At 69.7% G+C, this 15,249-nt stretch carries 19 protein-coding genes and 2 pseudogenes; 13 read left to right on the top strand and 8 right to left on the bottom strand.

Features of this window, described 5'->3' with window-relative positions; genetic code table 11:
* Positions 1 to 142: 142 nt before the first annotated feature.
* A pseudogene (locus ACY5KJ_RS02085) lies at positions 143 to 287 on the bottom strand (hemerythrin domain-containing protein); the annotation flags it as partial.
* 210 nt (positions 288 to 497) lie between these two features.
* On the opposite strand from ACY5KJ_RS02085, the gene ACY5KJ_RS02080 reads away from it, so the two are divergent.
* The 7 genes from ACY5KJ_RS02080 (at position 498) to ACY5KJ_RS02050 (ending at position 4,298) form a co-directional block, all read left to right on the top strand.
* Positions 498 to 782: a hypothetical protein gene (locus tag ACY5KJ_RS02080; RefSeq protein WP_462186708.1), complete on the top strand. Its 285-nt coding sequence runs from the start codon at positions 498 to 500 to the stop codon at positions 780 to 782.
* Positions 783 to 910: 128 nt separating this feature from the next.
* Positions 911 to 1,423 carry a nuclear transport factor 2 family protein gene (locus tag ACY5KJ_RS02075; RefSeq protein WP_462186709.1) on the top strand — a complete coding sequence of 171 codons (513 nt, stop codon included), beginning with the start codon at positions 911 to 913 and terminating at the stop codon, positions 1,421 to 1,423.
* Positions 1,424 to 1,442: 19 nt separating this feature from the next.
* Entirely contained in the window at positions 1,443 to 1,955 is a 513-nt protein-coding gene (locus tag ACY5KJ_RS02070) for a nuclear transport factor 2 family protein (protein ID WP_462186710.1), read from the top strand.
* 167 nt (positions 1,956 to 2,122) lie between these two features.
* Positions 2,123 to 2,794 (top strand): TetR/AcrR family transcriptional regulator, encoded by a 672-nt coding sequence (locus ACY5KJ_RS02065; RefSeq protein WP_462186711.1) that lies wholly within the window; start codon positions 2,123 to 2,125, stop codon positions 2,792 to 2,794.
* A gap of 170 nt (positions 2,795 to 2,964) precedes the next feature.
* A complete protein-coding gene (locus ACY5KJ_RS02060) occupies positions 2,965 to 3,147 on the top strand; it encodes a hypothetical protein (RefSeq protein WP_462202660.1) in 183 nt (60 codons plus the stop codon).
* Positions 3,148 to 3,645: 498 nt separating this feature from the next.
* Positions 3,646 to 3,981, top strand: a complete 336-nt coding sequence (locus tag ACY5KJ_RS02055) for a type II toxin-antitoxin system RelE/ParE family toxin (protein WP_462186713.1) — start codon at positions 3,646 to 3,648, stop codon at positions 3,979 to 3,981.
* Positions 3,982 to 4,001: 20 nt separating this feature from the next.
* Positions 4,002 to 4,298: a helix-turn-helix domain-containing protein gene (locus ACY5KJ_RS02050; protein ID WP_462186725.1), complete on the top strand. Its 297-nt coding sequence runs from the start codon at positions 4,002 to 4,004 to the stop codon at positions 4,296 to 4,298.
* A 171-nt stretch (positions 4,299 to 4,469) separates the two neighbouring features.
* Here ACY5KJ_RS02050 and ACY5KJ_RS02045 read toward each other — a convergent pair whose 3' ends face one another.
* Together ACY5KJ_RS02045 and ACY5KJ_RS02040 are read right to left on the bottom strand one after the other, a co-directional pair.
* The gene (locus ACY5KJ_RS02045; protein ID WP_462202658.1) at positions 4,470 to 5,789 is read right to left on the bottom strand and encodes an IS701 family transposase; all 1,320 of its coding nucleotides are present in this window, start codon (positions 5,787 to 5,789) and stop codon (positions 4,470 to 4,472) included.
* A gap of 356 nt (positions 5,790 to 6,145) precedes the next feature.
* Entirely contained in the window at positions 6,146 to 6,757 is a 612-nt protein-coding gene (locus ACY5KJ_RS02040) for a hypothetical protein (protein ID WP_462186714.1), read from the bottom strand.
* A 141-nt stretch (positions 6,758 to 6,898) separates the two neighbouring features.
* On the opposite strand from ACY5KJ_RS02040, the gene ACY5KJ_RS02035 reads away from it, so the two are divergent.
* From ACY5KJ_RS02035 to ACY5KJ_RS02015, 5 genes are all read left to right on the top strand, one after another.
* The gene (locus tag ACY5KJ_RS02035) at positions 6,899 to 7,219 is read left to right on the top strand and encodes an ATP-binding protein (RefSeq protein WP_462186715.1); all 321 of its coding nucleotides are present in this window, start codon (positions 6,899 to 6,901) and stop codon (positions 7,217 to 7,219) included.
* Entirely contained in the window at positions 7,216 to 7,800 is a 585-nt protein-coding gene (locus ACY5KJ_RS02030) for a hypothetical protein (RefSeq protein ID WP_462202656.1), read from the top strand. The genes ACY5KJ_RS02035 and ACY5KJ_RS02030 overlap by 4 nt, the downstream gene beginning before the upstream one ends.
* The gene (locus tag ACY5KJ_RS02025; protein WP_462202655.1) at positions 7,758 to 8,996 is read left to right on the top strand and encodes a hypothetical protein; all 1,239 of its coding nucleotides are present in this window, start codon (positions 7,758 to 7,760) and stop codon (positions 8,994 to 8,996) included. The genes ACY5KJ_RS02030 and ACY5KJ_RS02025 overlap by 43 nt, the downstream gene beginning before the upstream one ends.
* Positions 8,944 to 9,294, top strand: a complete 351-nt coding sequence (locus ACY5KJ_RS02020) for a helix-turn-helix domain-containing protein (protein WP_462202653.1) — start codon at positions 8,944 to 8,946, stop codon at positions 9,292 to 9,294. Before ACY5KJ_RS02025 ends, ACY5KJ_RS02020 begins: the two co-directional genes overlap by 53 nt.
* Before the next feature lie 344 nt (positions 9,295 to 9,638).
* Complete coding sequence (locus ACY5KJ_RS02015) at positions 9,639 to 9,761, top strand: hypothetical protein (protein ID WP_462186718.1); 123 nt, start codon at positions 9,639 to 9,641, stop codon at positions 9,759 to 9,761.
* An 88-nt stretch (positions 9,762 to 9,849) separates the two neighbouring features.
* On the opposite strand, the gene ACY5KJ_RS02010 is transcribed toward ACY5KJ_RS02015, so the two are convergent.
* The 3 genes from ACY5KJ_RS02010 to ACY5KJ_RS02000 all read right to left on the bottom strand — a co-directional run bounded on the left by ACY5KJ_RS02010 (position 9,850) and on the right by ACY5KJ_RS02000 (position 13,305).
* Positions 9,850 to 11,271, bottom strand: coding sequence for a caspase family protein (locus tag ACY5KJ_RS02010; RefSeq protein ID WP_462202651.1), 1,422 nt, complete (start codon positions 11,269 to 11,271; stop codon positions 9,850 to 9,852).
* A gap of 3 nt (positions 11,272 to 11,274) precedes the next feature.
* Entirely contained in the window at positions 11,275 to 11,685 is a 411-nt protein-coding gene (locus tag ACY5KJ_RS02005; RefSeq protein ID WP_462202649.1) for an effector-associated constant component EACC1, read from the bottom strand.
* A gap of 369 nt (positions 11,686 to 12,054) precedes the next feature.
* Positions 12,055 to 13,305: an ATP-binding protein gene (locus ACY5KJ_RS02000; RefSeq protein ID WP_462186727.1), complete on the bottom strand. Its 1,251-nt coding sequence runs from the start codon at positions 13,303 to 13,305 to the stop codon at positions 12,055 to 12,057.
* A 92-nt stretch (positions 13,306 to 13,397) separates the two neighbouring features.
* Here ACY5KJ_RS02000 and ACY5KJ_RS01995 point away from each other — a divergent pair.
* A pseudogene (locus ACY5KJ_RS01995) lies at positions 13,398 to 13,592 on the top strand (IS5/IS1182 family transposase); the annotation flags it as partial.
* Between the two features lie 49 nt (positions 13,593 to 13,641).
* Here ACY5KJ_RS01995 and ACY5KJ_RS01990 read toward each other — a convergent pair.
* Both ACY5KJ_RS01990 and ACY5KJ_RS01985 read right to left on the bottom strand, forming a co-directional pair.
* On the bottom strand, positions 13,642 to 14,703 hold the full coding sequence (locus tag ACY5KJ_RS01990; protein WP_462202647.1) for a hypothetical protein: 1,062 nt from the start codon (positions 14,701 to 14,703) through the stop codon (positions 13,642 to 13,644).
* Between the two features lie 78 nt (positions 14,704 to 14,781).
* On the bottom strand, positions 14,782 to 15,249 hold a 468-nt coding region (locus ACY5KJ_RS01985; RefSeq protein ID WP_462202645.1), incomplete at its 5' end, for a hypothetical protein.

The following is a 15,249-nucleotide window of genomic DNA, read 5'->3' as shown; positions in this document are numbered from 1 at the left end:
TGCTCCGGTGAGCTGCCCCGAGGCAGACGACCGGTCACGGTGACCGTGATGGCGGGCTATCCGCGCGGGGTGAACTGGGACAGCTCGTAGATGCCGAGCTTCTTTTCGGCCGCGGCGACCTGGGTGACGACGTCGGCGAAGCCGTCAGACGGCCGGCTTGCTCCAGAGGGAAAGACATACCGCTCCTCCACCTGCTCGTGGTAGTCCTCCACGAAGGTGCGAACGATCTGCGCGCTGGCCGCCAACGCCTGGACCGGCGGCGGCTCACCCACCTCCAGACGTCGAATTCGAGGAGATCGAGTACCGGCCGGACGCGCTGGTCTTCGGAGTGAGGTCGCTGCCCGTGAGCTGGTGAGCGCCGCGGCCGAGAACCAGCTAATCCCATGAGTCGTGTGTTCCATACTCATGAGTTCGGCCTCCAGGACTTCATGATATGCTTTTGCCGACCTCCGAGGTCGTATCTCTGTCTATGGAATCCGACCGAGTGGAGAGGCCTGATGGCGCGGGTGCCCCAGGACCGGCTCGATCCCGTACTGCGCCGCATGATCGCCGCGGCTCTGCTCGGCGGCTACGCCGCGCACGTCCTTCGCCCCCGTGGCACGCCACCGCTGATCGACCTGCGCCTGTTCGACCGCCCCGCGTTCGGCGCCAGCGTCGTGGCGGCCGCCCTGCTGCTGGCGCCGTTCGGGCTCGGCTCGGCGCTGGTCATGCCACTGGCCGGGCGGCTGTCGGACCGGCTCGGCTCCCGGGTGCTGGCGGTCGGCGGGGCCGAGCGTGTGTGAGGCCGGGCGTGCGTGACGGCGATCCGTCTACGACGGCTCGATCATCGAGTGGGCCGCGCGGGCCGACCTGCCGATGGAGGTCGGCTGAGCATGTCCGGCAGAACGTTGACACCGAAAGGCCACCGAACGTGACACTTCCCGACCTGATCGCGTCCGACGACACGGACGCCCGGCTCGCGCGGCTGGACGCCGAACGGGAGATCCTGCGGACCTTCACGCGGTTCTTCCGGCTCCTGGGCACCCGGCAGTACGAGCGTGTCGCGGCGGAGTGCCTCACCCCGGACGCCGAGCTCGACCACCACCTGCCGGGCCCGCGCCGGCTGCGCGGCCGGGACGAGATCACGCGCTACCTGCTCACCGAGTTCGCGGCACGGACCGAGATGGTCGCGCACGTTCCCGGCCTCACCGTCGTCGACTGGGACGACAACGGCGAGCCGCGGCTGTCCGCCTACACCACGGACTGGCACTGGTTCACCGCCAACGCCCGGCTGGGCGAGCTGCGTCCCGCGGACTGGACCGCGGTCGGCCTGGTCGAGGACGCCTACCGCCAGGAGGGCGGCCGCTGGCTCATAGCCCGGCGCCGGGTGACCCCGGTCGCGGGGCTGGTCGCCACCGGCTCGCCGCCGCCGATCGCGCTGTGACGGGACGGAGCCGAACATCATGACGACCGCCCTTGACCGGCTCGGCCGCCTCGAGGCGGAGCGGGCCATCCTCGGGACGCACTTCCGCTTCTTCCGCCTCACCGACCTCAGTGAGTTCGAGCTGCTCGGCCGGCAGTGCTTCACCCGCGACGCGCGCATCGAGTACCGGATTATGCCCGGCCCACCGCAGCGCTTCGCCAGCCGTGACGAGTTCGTCGGCTTCATGCTCGCCGCCGGCGGCCACCATCGGTTGTCCGGGCCCACAATCGCCCACACCAGCGCGCCCCCCGACATCGACTGGAGCGGCGGCCAGCCCCGGCTCACGGGCTACGCGACCGTCTGGCACTGGGCCGCGACCCGGGACTTCGGAGGGCGGCCCCGGCCAGCGGACTGGACCACCATCGGGCTCGTCGAGGACGTCTACCGCTGCGAGGGGGGCCAGTGGCTCATCGCGGACCGTCTCATCACCCCGGCCGCCGGCCTGGTCGCCACGGGCGCCTCGCCGGGCCCCGGCCGCCCCGCACCACGCTGAGCCCGCGTCACCGGGCTGGCGTTCCGCCGGATCCCGGCGGGATCCCACCGGATCCCGCCGGCCCGGCGGACGACGCGCCGACGACGTTACGATGAACCGATGAGCGCACCGCAGGCGCCCGTCGGCCGGCGACACGGTGACCAGCCGGATCTCGTGACCAGGCGAACATGGTGACCAGCCGGGCTACGTTCGCCGGCGCGGCCCCGCCGGTCGAGCGGGCGTTGTCGCGTGGGCGCATCGACAAACGGGCGGCGATCCTCGATGCCGCCTTCGACGTCTTCGCGCGCCGGGGTTACGAGCAGACGAGCGTGAAGGAGATCGCCGACGAGGCGAACGTCGCCAAGACGACGGTCTACAGCCACCTGGAGGACAAGGAGCACCTGTTCCGCCAGACGATGGCGGCCGCGGCGGCGGCGGCGCTGGCGGAGAACCTCGCCGCTCTCGACCGGCTCCGCGATCCCGGGGACGACCTGCGAGCGGCCCTGGAGGAGACCGCGGCGCGGATGCTCGAGGTGTGCTGCGGCCATCGTTCCCGGGCGCTGCGTTGGCTGACCTACGGCCAGGCCGCTCGCTTCCCCGACCTGATCGACACCGTCCAGGGGCGGACGTCCGTCCAGCTCGGTGAGGCGTTGGCCGACCGGTTCGCCCGGTTGTCTCTCACCGGGGGGCTCCGCCGCTGTGACCCCGCCGAGGCCGCCGAGCAGTTTCTCGCGCTGCTCGTCGGCCCTGTGGAGACCCGGAGCCGGATGGGCACCCGCGACCTTCCTCCGGAGGAGATGCGCGGGCTGTCCCGGTCCGCGGTGGACACCTTCCTCCGGGCGTACGAGCCGTCCTCCTGACGTACTTCCCGACGTCGTACTTCCCGACGTCGTAGCCGCCGGCTCGACCCGAGGTCCCGGCGGGACCTCCCCGTAGTCCGGAGTACGGGACCGGCAGCCTGCGGTCGGGACAGGTCAACGCTATCGGCCGGATCGGCCGCGCGGAGGAGGCCGCGCTGAAAGGCGCGCCGGTGCGGCTGCAGTCGTACACGATCCCCGGAGTCGGCTACACGCTCGGATTCAACAACGCCAAGTCGGTCCTGAAGGACGCCGCGGTGCGCAAGGCGGTACGTGGAAAGGCGTCTCTTGCCGCGCAGCGCGTGATCCATGCATTGTGTAGCATCCTGATTGCCGGCCGATTACTCCTGTGGTGATGATCCTGGACCCGGGCCGCGCCGAGTCGCTTCTTGCGTGATCGATGCCAGGATGAGGCGCCGACGCCGCGCCACCGGGCCTCGGGCTATCGCGCGCAGGCTCCGTGTCCGAGGCGAGGGGCAGCGTCCGACCCTCGGGGAACCCGGTGCGCTGGTGTGGCTCGCGGATCATCACCTCTGCCGTGCGAATGCCAGTCCGATGGGGCCAGGCGATGCACGTGCGTCGGGGTCGACCGTCAGATGTTTTGTCGCGGTATTTTGGTCGGTATTCCGGCGCTGAGATCGGCTTCCGGGCCATACATCGATGTGGATCACGTTCAGGGGCACCGATTGACGATCGAGGGCTCAGCCCACCCCGGGAGCCGAGCTCCACCTTCGGGTCTCCTGTATCGCAGGAGATGATTCCGTGGGGCTGGTGCACGGCGTGTCGTGGTCTGGCAGGTGGCCGTGTCGGTCCTGACGGGTGGACCGCAGCCGCGCGGCTATAGCGTCAACGCTATGACCTGGGGTACCGTCGAGCTGGAACCGGAAGTTCGGGACTGGCTGGAACGGCTGCCGACCGCGCATTTCGCGACGGCTGCTTTCTACGTGGATCTGCTCGCCGAGCAGGGTCCGTTGCTGGGTGAGCCGTACACGCGGCAGCTCGACGGCAAGCTGCGGGAGCTGCGGTTTCATCTGGAGGGCCGGGCGATCCGGGTGACCTACTGGATCGCGCCGGGTCGGAGGGTGGTGCTTCTGACGGTGTTTGCCAAGTTGCGGATGAGGGAGGTCGCCGAGGGATCCAGGGCGAGGCGCGCTGGCGCGCTGCCTGACAGGGTCGCACACGGCGGGTGAGAATGAGGGGGATGACGGCGATGGCTGAGCGGGCGGACTGGGTGGGGCTGAGGGAACGCCGGATGGGCGAGCCGGGCGCGCGCGAGGCCTACCAGGCGGCCAGGCTGGCCTTTGAGCTGGGTAGGTCGGTGCGGGAGCTGCGCCAGCGGCGTGCCTGGAGTCAGGTCGAACTGGCCCGCGCGGCGGGCATGACGCAGTCGGCGGTGGCGCGGTTCGAGGCCGGTGGCACCGTACCGACGCTGCCTGTGCTGGAACGGCTCGCCGAGGCTCTCGACGCCGACCTCGACGTCCGCGTCATCCCTCGTTCAGTGGCGTAGCGGGCGTCCGGACCCACCAGAGGTTCGGAACATGCGTTTGACTCGATAGATGATGTTGCCTGCCCGCTGTGGGGTTCGAGTCGTGGCTGGGGCGACCTGTTAGCCGAACTAGTGGAGCGTGATTCCACTTCATTTATTGCCGGTATTTTCCTAGAATCTCGACTTTCGTAGTTATGCGGCGTCGGTCTCCCAGGCCAGCCGGAGGGTGTGGATTTCTGCTGGTGTCGGCTGCTCGGGGTGTGTGGCCTGATATTTGGCGGCGATGAGGACGCGGCGGAGCTTGGCGAGGATGTCAGCGGTGGAGGGGCGGGTCTTGGTGGTGTACCAGGGTGCGCGGTCGCGGTGGTCGGTGGCGTCGTCGGGGTGGTGGCTGGCGGTGGCGTACCAGCAGGTCGCGAGGGTTTGGCAGGCCAGTCCGAACGGCACGGTGCGTTCGACGGCGTGGGCTTTCCGGTTGCGGGCCTGGCCGACGCCGATGAGCTGTTTGGCGTCTTCGATGGCGACTTCGATCGACCAGCGGGCGGCGTAGCGGGTGACGAGGTCGGCGGGTCTGGTGAGGGTGTCGGTGGTGACGAGTGCCAGGTCGTGGGTGCCGGCACGGCCGGCGTTGTCGCGGACGAGGATCACGGTGACCGGGCGGGTGCCGAAGACGCCGTACCAGAGGCAGCGCACGGCGGCGACGTGGACGGTGACGGTCTGGCCGTAGCGGACGACCGTGACTGGGACGAACGTCTCGGTGGTGGCGAGCTGGGTCAGCGTGCCGAGCCGGTCGCCTTTCAGGCGGGGCCGGCCGCGTTTCCCGGTCCGCGGCGGGGCGGGGGCGAACAGGGCGGCGTCCTTGCGGAGTCGGGTTGTCCAGGTCACCGAGCTGGGCAGGGTGCGCAGCTCGTCACCGGCGTAGGCGGCGTCCGCGACGACGTGGATCCGGCGGCCGGGTAGCACAGCGGCGAGCTGTTCGACCGCGCGGGCGGCCAGCCACAGCCGGGACGCCGAGGTGGTGTCCTTGCGGACCAGACGGGCCAGCACTGGTAGGCACACCGGCCGGTCCAGCATCGGCAGGGTCACGACGATCCCGACGATCACCCAGTTGTTCCCAAAGCCGATCTGGCGGGAGTCTCGGGCGGAGCCGTCGTGGAACCAGCCCGCGGCCCACACCTTTTTCCCTGTCCTGGTGAACAGGGTGTCGTCGACCGCGACCAGCACCGGGGCGCTGTGGGCGGCGAGCAGTCGCACGACGAGACGGGCGAGTGCCAGACCGAGCTGGTTGGGGTCCCAGCGGGCCGCGGCGAAGAACCGGTGCGCCCGGTCGTGCGGCAAGGTCCGTGACAGCCCGGCCCCCACGAGCATGCCGCGCACCGTCCGCCGGCCGGTCGCGGCCAGCATCCCGACGACGAGGGCGCGGAACACTCGAAACGTCGGTGCGGTGAAACACGGTCGGAAACCCTCCAGCAGCGTCGCTAGAGAGACGGGTATCGTGACATCCGGGAGCATCGGCGTCCAGCTTTCGAGCCGGTTATAGGAAGCGCCGATGCTCCCGCCAGCAGGCTCCCGAGCTGCTCGTTTCCCCGCACGCCACACCGGGCCGTGCCACCCCCAGAAACATGCCACCCAGCTCAACGGGCGTAATCAGTTGACTTCTTCTCTCGCGGCGAGCGATCAAGGAAAAGTGCGAAAGTCGAGCGTTTCCTCATATGCCTGACAATGCACGGCTCGGCCCCGTCGGCGCGAGGCCGCAGGCACCGCGTTTCACGAGTGCTGCCATCCCCCAGGCCGGGTGCGAACACCACCCAGAAACCGCCGCCGCGCCGGCGAACTGGCCCGGCTGCGGGCACCCTCCACCCGATCGGTCACGACCCGGCGGTGGGCAGTACGGCGTGCATCAGGCGATGGACCTCCACCCGGTCCGGGCCGGTGAGCAGGGCCGGGTCCTCGCCGGGCAGCAACGACGTCGACATGACCCGCCCGGTGGCCGCATCCAGCGCCTCGACGGTCTCGGCCAGCAGGTACATCACGGTGGCGCCGTCGTCCGCCCGGCCCACCAGCGTCGCGACGATGCCGGGCAGATCGCGAACGGCCGGCCAGATCCGCTCGGTGCCCGCCCGGTCGAAGGCCGCGGTCCACCGCGGGGTGCGCGGCCCGTCGAAGCTGGCCTGCCGCAGGTAAAGGGCCGGACCGGTGGCGGCGCCGGCGAAGTGTCCGGTCACCGTGTAACGGCGCACGGCGCCCAGCCGGACGCTGCCGCCGGCATCGACCGGGGGAGCCGCGGGGCCGGCCGACGCGGATCCGGCGTCGTGCCAGAGCGTGATCAACCCGTCCGGCGCGCCGTCGTCCCCGCTCGTCGACATGGCCCGGCTGACGAGGACGCCAGCGTCGTCGTGGACGGCTGACAGGACGTCGTCCACCCACGCAGTGCTGGGCGGGTCGGGAATGCCGAAGATCGGTTGGATGATGAGGTCCATCGGGCGCCTCCTGCGTCGGTCGAGTTCCGATGATCGTGGTCGACGATCCCGCGCCGGCCGGCCCCGTCCCTCAGTACCAGTACCGAACTTCGGCACGGAACCGGCTATCTACGTGGCCGGGGTTGCCCCATCCTTGGTGGGGTGCGCGGTGATGACCGCCCGTTCGTCGGGCGGCAGGAGGAGTTGACGCTGCTGCGTTCGCGGGCGCGGACGGCGGCGGCGGGTCGAGGCGGGGTCCTGCTGGTCACCGGCCCGGCGGGGATCGGCAAGACCCGGCTGGTGGAGGAGTCGCTGCGGGCGGACGCGAGGTCCTCGGCGGTGCCGGTCGGCCGCGGCTACAGCCTCGCCGACCGTTCCGCTCCGCCACTGTGGCCCTGGCAGCAGGCGCTACGCGCCCTCGCCCGCCGCGGCGGGCGAGGGCGCGTAGCGCCGGGGCCATCGATCTGTTCGCGGGGGCGGTGAGCGGCGACGTACCTGGTGGCGCACCTGGTGACGCGGCGAGCGCGGCCGCCGTGCGGTTCGCCGCGCTGGCCGCGGTCGCCGATGCGGTGCTGACGGCCGCCACCGAACCACTGGTGATCGTGCTGGAGGACCTGCACTGGGCCGACACGAACACCGTCGAGCTGGTGCGGCAGGTAGCCGGCGGGATCGTCGACAGCCACCTGCTGCTGATCGCGACGATGCGCGCCGAGGCCGGCGACGTCATGCGTGAGCTGTCCCGGCTGGACAGCGTCCACGCCGTGCCGTTGCGACCGCTGACGGCAGCCGCTGTCCGGGACTACCTCACCGCGCTCGACCCGGCGGCCTCCACCGCCGCCCGCGCGGAGCAGGTGGCGCGGCGCAGCGGCGGGCTGCCGTCGCGCTGCAGGTGCGATCGTCCACCGTCCCCGGGCTCGCGGCCGAGGTCGCCGGTCACTGGCGCCGCGCCGGCGGCCACGAGCACGCACATCGCTGCGCAGCCCGGTGAGCCAGGCAGGCCGCCGTCGAGGCAGTCCAGGCCTTGGCCTACGACGAGGCGGCCACGCACCTGCTCACCGCGGTAGCGGCGCTCCGGCAGGCTGGCACCGGTGAGGCGGAACTCGCGCAGACGACCTTGGAGCTGGCGCGCGCCTACTACCTGGCCGGAGCGCTGACCGAATCGCTCCGGCAATGCGAACAAACCGCTGCGGCAGCGCAGCGGGCAGGCAGGGACGACCTGGTGGCCGCAGCGGCGCTGGTGGTGCGTTGGGTGACCTTCCCGCAAGCCATCGAGGCGATCTCCCGGCTGTGCCGGACGGCGCTCGCCGCACCGCAGCCGCCCGCATTGCGGGCACAGGTGCTGTCACAACTCGCCACGATCCTGGGCGAGGTCGGATCCACGGAGGCGGCCCACCGGTATGTCGACGAGGCGATGGAGCTCGCGCAGGCGAGCGGCGACGCCCAGGCGTTGCTGGATGCCGCCCGCGCCCGGGAGATGTTGCTGGCCGGTCCGGACGACGCGGAGGAACGGCTGCGGCTGGCCGCGACCGCCGTCGAGCAAGCCGATCGGCTTAGCCAGCCGCTGGCCGCCGTACTCGGGCAGCAGTGGCGGATCAGGGCCGCCTACCAGCTCGGTCGCCTCGACGTCGTGGACGAGGCGATGGCCGCCGTCGCGATGCTGGCTGACCGCAGCGGCCTTCCGCTGGCGAGCTGGCATCGGTTGCGCGGCGTGGCGGCCCGAGCTGCGCTGGAAGGCGGGTGCGCCGCCGCGCGGTCGGCCAACATCGAGGCCCAGCGGCTAGGCTCGCGGGCCGGAGACGCGCAGGCGATCGGGCTGAGCTACGCCTTCGCCGCCCACCTGGCCATGCTGCGAGGGGACGCCGCCGAACTCCCGGACGACTTCTGGCCGATGCTGGAAGCAGTCCCGCCGTCGCCGCTGATCACGGTGTTCCGCGCCAACACTCGCCAACTCGAGGGCCGCCGCGAGGAAGCGAAGGCATACTACGAGCAGCTGCGCCAGATGCTCGACGGCCCGGTCGTCGATCTCCGCTGGGGCGGGATACTGATGCTGCTGATCGACCTGGTCGAGGCATTCGGCGACGCTGCGGCAGCGGAGGTTCTCGCCAACCACCTGAAGCCCTACGCCGCGTACTCAGGGGCGGTCGGAACACCGACGGTCTTCTTCGTTGGCTATATGCAGGGCCACTATGGGCGCGCGCCCCCACATCGTGCTCAACCGGCTGGCCCTCGCCGACGTGCTGCGCCGCCTCGACGACCCTGACGCCGCCGTGACCCTCGCAGGCGCGGCCGCGGCCGAGGCTCGCCGGCTGGACATGCCCGGGCCGCTGGCCCGCGCTGACCGGCTGCTCGCCGACTTGGCGGCCGCCCGCCGAGAGACCGACCCGCTCACCCCCCGCGAGCACGAGGTGGCCGCGCTCGTCGTCCAGGCCATGTCCAACCGGGAGATCGCGGCGCGGCTGGTGCTCAGCGAGCGCACCATCGAAAGCCATGTCCGCTCGATCCTCGCCAAACTCGGCTGCACCAACCGGACCGAGTTGGTCGCACGCTGGCGGCCCTGAACACCGGTCCCGCGAAAAGAAAGGCCATGAAGACCGTCCAGCCGAGCCGGCACCCTTCAGCGGTGGACCCCACTGGAAGGTGCCATTGGAAGAAATATTTGATCTTGGTCGAGGCTCCTGAAATCACCGTCCGCCCGATCGCGACAGGGCTGCTTCCGGCAAGTAGGCGTTCTACCACGTTTACGCTCCCCGCTGCTTTCTCGGTAGGTGAGAAGGTGAGAAAGTGAGAAAGAGGTCATTCCTTGGTGTAGACGATTTCGTCCCGGACGGCGATCTCGAGCGACTTGGGAGTCGAAATGAAATAACTTGCGCGTTTCGAACCCTCCACAGGCCTGTGACCTGCGATGATGCTCTCGATCACGTATTTGTTACTTCATTACGTCCCCTTGATGCCGCCCAGTGACTTGAGGCCGCCCGTGGAATCTCGGGTCGCTCTCACTTGGACCGGCAGTCGATCACTCGCATGAGGCAGCTCGAAGGCGAACATCTGCTCGTCACCGAAGGCATCCTGCATAAGGCGCCGAAAGGTCAATTTGAGTGGCACGCCGTCGACGACTACACGATCGGGTTTCCAGAGAGATACGTGGATTTCAACGGCGCGTGGTTCTTCGTCGACAAAGATGCGCATGACATAAATTTTCCCGGAAGGGGACCGCCACATAAGTTCTGCCCGAATGTCACCTTGAGCCCTGCCGGTACCGGATCCCCGCTCGGCGACTCCGTGGGAGGGGGCCCGGCGTGCCTCGTCCGCCGGCTGGGGGCGCGGCGTGCGGGCAGCGCCGTCGAGATGTGTCGTCGCGGCAGGGCCGGGCGGGACTGGCCGGCGGGCCGCGGGCAGGTGTTTCCGGGCGCCGCCGGGCAGCGTCTGGGGCCGCTCGAGCGCGTCCGCCTCGTCCGGGACCGCCCTCTGATCTGGCGCGACCGCCAGCTGCGGGGCACTCGCGGCCGGTCCGGGCGGCGGCTCGACCGCCTGCACGGGGGGGGGAAAAAAAACGGGGGCACCGCGACGGCCGGAGCGATTGCCCCCGTTTCGGGGTCGAGGGACCGCAGCCGCGCGGTCGCCGCATCCGACACCGCTCTGCTGTCGTCGTTGGCGAGACGTACAAACTCGGCGCGGACCTTCCCACGCACCAGCTCGTTCCCGACCCGGTGCAGACGGTCCATTTCGTCGAGAGCGGCGAGGCGGACCGCGGCCAGCGGGCTGTCCACCGAATGCCGTAGGTAGGGAGGCAGCGTCCAGTTGACGTTCCTGGCGACGACGGTCCGCCCCTGGACGTTGTCCTGCTTCTTCGGCCGCTGCTGCGGCATCTCGGCCACGACCCGGTCGTGGACGTAAAGGTAGAGCTCGTCGACCGTGATGTCGCCGTCGCCGTCGAGGTCGGCACTACCGTCGCGCAGGCCTTCGACGAGGTAGCGGGTGAATACCGACCGCGCCGCCTCCCCGTGCGGCTGGTCGCCTTCGAACGCGTACTGCGTGGAGTCCGTGGCGGTCAGCACCGTACGGCCACGGCCGCGGAAACTCTCGAAGGTGTGCACGGCCGTGTCGGCCTTCGCCAGCCGGCCTGCCGGGTAGGCCCCGCTGTAGCAGCAGTCGAGGATCAGCACCTTCTGCTGCGAAAGGCAGCTCTCCATGGCCTCGTTGACGTCCTCTGCGGATAGGCCGGTAAACCACAGACCGTCCCGGCGGGTGTTCGCCATCGCCAGGTACAGCCGGCCGGCGTCGTCCTTCAACCCGTGGCCGGTGAAATACAACAATGTCAGGTCGTCCCGACGCCGGTCCCGGTAGAACTCCCCGACCGCCTGCTCCACCTGGTGGTGCGGCTCGTTGGCCAGAACCGTGACCTCGAACCCGGCGATCCGCGGATCCCCCAAGACGTCGGCAAGGGCCTCGGCGTCGTGCGCCGGGGCAGTCAACCGCCGCAGCCCGGCATCCTGGTACTCGTAGGTGGCGATCAACAGCGCCAGCCGTCGGCCCATCGCCTACCCCGCCGAATGCCGGCGCACAAAGGCGTCGACCAGCGCCCGCTGCTGTTCCGTCGACGCCTGCTCCACCTCGATGGAGTCACCGTCGATGGTCATCGAGACCCGGTGCGCCCGGCGCTGGCGGGCAAGCCAGTCGCGCACCGTATCGACCAGCGCCGGCAGCACCCCGCCGGAGGTGCCCAACGCGACCACGATCGCCCCCACCGTGACCGGGTCGGCCACCTCCGCGCCCTCCGGGACGCTCCCACCCGCCGCCAGCCCGACCGACTCGACGTCCAGCTCGCCGATCTCCGCGCGCAACCGCCGCGTCAGCCGATCACCCGCCTCGACGTCCAACTCTGGGTCCGGCGCCACGACCACCAGCACGCTCACCGCGCCGGCCGTGACACCCCGCTCACCGACGCTCATCTCGCCCCCGCTTCCCGTCGCATAGCCGCCGAGATCGTAGCGGATCAGGGGTACCCGCCACCATTCCCCAGCCCGGCGCGACGGACAGCGGCGGCCAAAGCCTCGCAAATGTAAAGCGGAATTGAACACGTGTTCCGAACCTCCGGTAGGTGCGGAGGCTCCGACCGGGCCGGTGACCTCTGCAAGCCGTGGTCTTGGACGGCTGGACGATGGAAACCGTGTGAATCGAGAGGTTCCCACACGGTTCTGCGATGGCCGGGAGGTGAGACTCCTCCCGGCTACTTGCTGGTTCTTTGGTGGCATAGCATGATGGAAGTAACGCACCGCAACAACGAACAACCGACAGCCAGTGAATCTCTGGTGGTGCTCTCAGCTCGAGGACCAGAGGCTGGCCACGGGGACAGCGATGACGCGCTCCGCGAGCTGGAAGATCCGTGGGCCTGTGTGTACGAAGAGCCCGAGTGTGAACCGCGCACCGATCTCCGCCTGAAGCCATTCAAGGTGTCGTGCGTCGGCACGCGAAGGGGCTGCGGACGCTTTGACTTCAACGGCGACGATCTGGCTGTCTCGGGCTTCGAGGAGCAGGTCGATCTCACGGCGGCCGTTGGCGTCGCGCAGGTGGTACATGTCGGCGCCGACTACGCTCAGCGCGCACTCGGCGCGGAACTGTGCGGCGACGAGGGTGTCGATGATGCGTCCGAGTAGGTCGCCGTCGCGGAGCGCGCGGCGGTGGTCGATACGGAGCAACGGGGCAAGGAGGCCGGGGTCGGTGAGGTACCGCTTGGGCAGCCGGACCGCGCGACTCGTGCGGTTGCGCGCCCAGGCGGGGACCCGCTGGGTGATCATGAGGGTGTCGAGGAGGTCGTCGTAGGCTACGGCGGCGTCGCGTCCGATGCCCGCCGAGTCGTAGAGCAGCTTGTGGGTCGGCGAGCCGGCGGTGTTGGCGGCGATCGCCTGGAGATATCTGCGAAGTCGCAGGGGGTCTCGTACGACGCCGAGGGCCGGGGCTTCCCGGGTCGCGAGGTGGTCGACGTAGCCGGTCAGCCAGCGGTCGCGCGCTCGGTCGGCCTCGGTTCGCAGCGCCTCCGGCCAGCCGCTGCTGAGTGCCTCGGTCAGGTAGGTGTGCAGGTCCCAGCCGGTAGGCGGATCCGCGAACGCGTCCGCGTCGGCGTCGAGGATCCGGTCGATGAGCGAGGGTGCGGTCGGGTCGCCGTGGCGTTCCCGACCGACGAGGGGATACATCGTCAGCCGGACGATTCGGCCGGTAGCAGGCCAGCCCGAGGCGGTGAGGTCGGCCTGCGACGATCCGGTGAGCACGAACCTCCCTGGGCGCGGATCGTCATCGACGGCCCGCTTCACCGCGCCGAGCACCTCGGGCACGACCTGCCACTCGTCGATCAGGACAGGCTCCTCGAGCCCGCGCAGCGCCGCGTCGGCGTCGGCCCTGACGACCGCGGCCTGCGCCGGGACGTCCAGCCGCAGGATCGACTGGCAGACACGCCGGGTCGTGGTTGTCTTGCCGCACGCCCGGGGGCCGACGACGAGGACGGCTGGGTGGGAGGCGAGGACATCCTGCAGCTCCACGTCGAGCAGGCGAGGAACGTAGGCGCGCACCAACATCCGATCATGAAAATAATACATTCTTGACCATGGTAATTACACGTAGAACACCGGTAATCTAACACGCACTCGAACCGCGCTTCGACATCCCGCTGGTCGCCAGCATCCCCGCGGTCCGTTCCCCGCACGGCCCGCGGCGACGCCACCCGGGCAAGCTGCGTGCGGGCAAGGCCTACGACCAGCCGGACCTGCGCTGTTTCCTGCGCCGACGCCGTATCGCGGTTCGTATCGCCCGCCGCGGCGTGGAGAGCACCGAACGCCTCGGCCGGCACCGGTGGAAGGTGGAGACACCCCACGTAAGACACGCTCTTACTGTGGCTCACGGGGCCCACCACGTCATCCGTCGGGCGGTCGGCTTCGACCTTCCCGGCGGGGCGTCTCGGACGTCGTCGTGGCTGCTGGGAGGTCATCCCGCTCGGTGTCCCAGATGGCGGATAGCGTTGGTCGGCCGAAGCAGGGACGGAACCAGATGGTTATCTCGCTGTCCGCAGTCTCAGCGATCGTCCCGCGTGCTCCCGTGACCATGGGATTGCCGCATGCGGTCAGCAGTCCGGCGACGCTGAGGTGTATGGCGTCCCATTCGTGGGCGACGGCGCGCCAGTCGGGGCTGAGCGCCCAAGGCGTATGAATGCCCCAGGTCAGCCATTCGCCGGGCACGTTGGCGACGGTCGGATGGCGCTCGCATAGGCGCAACCAGTCGCTGGGGCCATGTAGCTCGTAAACGCGCGCGTGGGCGGTAACCGGCACACTCCAGCAACCGATCTGCGGTCCGTGCCGCGACGTGACGCCGACGTCGCAGAGCTGGGTGGCGGGGAGCCTGGGGCCCAGCCTGGTCGAGGTGCGGATGCCGGCGGGCAGGCGGAACCGGGGGGCCTCCCGGGGAGTGGCCCGGGCGGCGAGTTCGTCGAGATCGGGTGGGGTCGCGGGAGAGCCCAGCAGGATCTGGTCCTGGCGGCGTAGCGGCTCCCACCACCACCACGCCGCCGGCGCAGCCGACAGCCGCACGGCGACATCGGCGAGGACCGGAGCGTCGGCAAGCAGGAACTGCCGCACGGACTGCTGTAGGGGATACCACGCCCAGCCGGAGACGGCGCGCAGGGTGACGGCAGTGAGGCGTTCCACGTCCTGCAGCGCGTCGACGTAAGGTTCCAACACGGTCCGTGGCTGAGGGCTGTGCTCGCGCCGGCGGCTGGCCCACCCGGCGGCGTGGAGCGGGCCGATCATGTTCGTCCTCAGTGTTGAAAGGAATACAGGTGGTTCGGGACTTCCGGCGTACGCATCTCGGACGGCGCCCAGCCGCAGGCCGACGAGCTCCGCGAGCACACCGAGCGCCCGTGGCGCGCCCAGCAGTTGCTGGGCGCGCCACGGGAGGCTGCGGCGCAGGGGCTCACTCATCATGCGGGGACAACCGAAGGGTGATAACCAAGATCGTACATGTGATAGACGGCCAGATATGAGGACTCGCCCGACTCGACGCTAGGCCGGTGGTACGGGACAATCCTCGATCAACTTGGTGTTGTCGACGTAACCCACTTTGGTCACTCCCCTGATCGTCACGGCGATCTCAGACTCGCCCTTATACCAGCCGTAGTCCCGGCACGGCCGGTGACAGGGCGCCTCGTAACTATACCTGTTCGGCCGCGAGTCGACACATGGTTCCCCAATCGGATCGAATTCGAAGTACGGAGGAAGCACCGAGTAGGAAAGCTGCGTCTTGATCGAGATGTTCTCGGCCACATACGGTGCGCCGTTTCCGCTGTTGAAATAGCAGGCGGCGGTGGCGTGGACGCTCGTATCACCGAAGCCACCCGAATAGTGTGGGTCCTGTTCCTGCAGGTCGCAGAAGGCTCCGGCCTCGTCGAAGATAAGCTGCGCATCTGGATCTGTCGCTGATCTTGTGATCGAACTGGCCCTCTCATGATCGTCTATTGGTGTCGTGCTGCG

This window comes from Frankia sp. CcWB3 (genome assembly GCF_977927595.1).
The sequence above is the reverse complement of the archived record's forward strand: the minus strand, read 5'-3'. Positions and strand labels throughout refer to the sequence as shown.